The sequence below is a fragment of the Azovibrio sp. genome (assembly GCF_049658005.1).
Taxonomy (GTDB): Bacteria; Pseudomonadota; Gammaproteobacteria; order Burkholderiales; family Rhodocyclaceae; genus Azovibrio.
Genome location: NZ_JBASOH010000046.1, coordinates 1 through 2306, shown reverse-complemented (window position 1 = coordinate 2306; position 2306 = coordinate 1). Strand labels below are relative to the sequence as shown.

At 56.3% G+C, this 2306-nt stretch carries 2 protein-coding genes; both read right to left on the bottom strand.

The genetic code is table 11. From position 1 onward, the window contains the following. Nucleotides 1-61: 61 nt before the first annotated feature. Entirely contained in the window at nucleotides 62-802 is a 741-nt protein-coding gene (gene istB, locus WBH99_RS04770) for an IS21-like element helper ATPase IstB (RefSeq protein ID WP_424218969.1), read from the bottom strand. After that, nucleotides 799-2306, bottom strand: a 1508-nt coding sequence (gene istA / locus WBH99_RS04765; RefSeq protein ID WP_424218968.1) for an IS21 family transposase, incomplete at its 5' end; no start/stop codon positions are given. The genes istA and istB, both read right to left, overlap by 4 nt.

Sequence of the window (2306 nt, the reverse complement as noted above, 5' to 3'; positions counted from 1 at the left end):
TGGAAATGGCAAGTAGAATTCCCCACTATTTTGCAACTAGGAATCCCCACCTTGTAAAGGGTTATTCCTCCTTTTTTGCTGAGATGCGATATGACTCCCCTGACAGGGAAAATATCTTAGCGTGATGCATGAGACGATCCAGAAGGGCGGCGGTCATGACTTCGTCGCCCATGAGTTCTGACCAGGAGTTCAAGTTTTTGTTGCTCGTCACGACGATAGAGGCACGTTCATAGAGATCCGAGACGAAGGTGAAAAAGAGATTGGCTTCCTTGCGCTCGATAGGGGTGTAGCCAATCTCATCGATGATCATGAGGTTGGCCTTCGCGAGCCGACTTAGCCTGAACTGTGCGCTACGTGCGGCGTCGGAGCGCACGAGGAGCTTCACCAGTGAGGTCATGCGCTCGTAACACACCGAATAGCCTTTGCGTACGGCCACATGGCCAAGGGCTATTGCGAGATGGGTTTTCCCGAGTCCAGGGGGTCCGAAGAGCAGAAGGTTCTCGTGACGGTCGATCCAAGAGCACTCGGCGAGCTCAGAGAGGTCTCGTTTTTCAATTCCCGCCACCCGGCCGAGTTTGAAATCCTCGAGGCGCTTTACGACGGGGAAATGGGCCATGGCGAGGCCGCGTTTGAGGCGTCTATCGCCGCGATCCTGTAGTTCGACGTCCACGAGGGTCTCGAGGAAGGCGAGGCACGTCATACCCTCGCTTTCAGCCTGTTCAAGAAGTTCAGGAAGCCGTGACGACGCGCCACGAAGCCGCAGGGACTCCAGTTTACGAGCGGATTCCGCGAGGGCGCTCATTCTTTGTGCTCCTGCGCATCGACGAGCGCGTCGAGGAATCGCTGGTATTCGCCGATCGAGCGTGTAGCAACTACCGGAAGATCTCTAGTGTGATGAAGACCGCGGTACGGTGAAGGTGCCACTTCGGGCACTGGCGTCGTGCTATTGACCGCGTCGATGAGATCCTGGGCGCTTGCAAGGCCTCTATCCAGGCAGAACTTCAATGCCAGCACGAGTTTCTCCCTGTCGATGTTGCGCTTGAGAAGTTTCCGAAGTCGGTCAGCGTGCTCCCGGAAGTAGCGTCGATACTCGGTATAGATGCCATCGACGAAGATCCCCCACTCGGGAATATCGTCTACCGCGGCGACAAGATCCGCGCGGAGCGTTTCCTGGGATCCTTCGCGATCGCGATAGTGAGCCTTGTCCAGCACCGTCCCGCCGGGCGTCGCCGCTTCGCGATGTGCCGCGATCTGGATACCCGTCTTCGTATCGAATACCAGGACGAGTCCGTCCTTCCGCTCTATCTCGACCTCGTTGAGCCGGTACACGCTCGGAACCGAGTACCTGGTCGCGGCGATCGATATGAGGCTTTTCTGATCCACTTTACGGCTCTCCCGACAGCCCGATGCGATGTCCGTTCGAAAAATAGATGCCCGTAGCGCCCGAAGTGCTGGTTTCTCGTGCGCTTCGAAGTCCGCGAGCGGCATGAGGCGCGTGGCTTGGCTCAGTTTTGCGTTCACTCGCAAGAGCCATTTGCGCATGCCGGCCTGGAGTTCGTCGAAGGTCGCGAAGTTGCGGCTCGAAAAATAGCTCGTTTTGACGTATTTGACGGCATTCTCGACCTTCCCTTTCGATTCAGGATCGGCCGCACGGCAGACATGGAGCCGCAGTCCCTGTTCTGTGACGAACGCAGCGAAGGCTTTTGTCGTTGTGAGGTCACCAAGGTTTTCCGCCACAATCATCGTCCGATCCTGATCTAAGACGAGCTCTTCGGGGATACCACCGAAAAACTCGAAGGCGTCCAGAAGATGGCCGATCACGTCATCGCTGGTAAAGGGCCTGGATTGGGCCGCTACGTAGCGGTAACGGCTTCGTGAGAGCACGACGACAACGAACCAAGCCTTGCCGATGTTTGTCGTCTCTACGCCAAAATCGATCTGCGCCTGCTTGCCGTAGGCCAGAGGCTCCACCGGGCGATATTCCCGACACAGGCCCTCCTTAATCGCACCAGATGCCTTCAGATACGTCAGGTAGTTCCGCAAAGTACGGTCCGAGCCCGGAAGCTCCCCGTATTTCTCGCTTAAATAGTCGTGGACGGACGATGAGTAGACTGTCCTCCCTTCGCGGTTCTTCTGATAGATCTCGAGGATCTCGTCCTTGTAGATCGAAAAAGCCTTACCGCGTTCCGCCATCCGTTCGAGATACCTTAAGAATTGGTGATTGTCCATGCGCAAGTACTTTCTTACGGTCTTGCGGTCTTTACCAAGTTTCACCGCTATTGCGCTGACCGTGAGTCCTTGCCTGT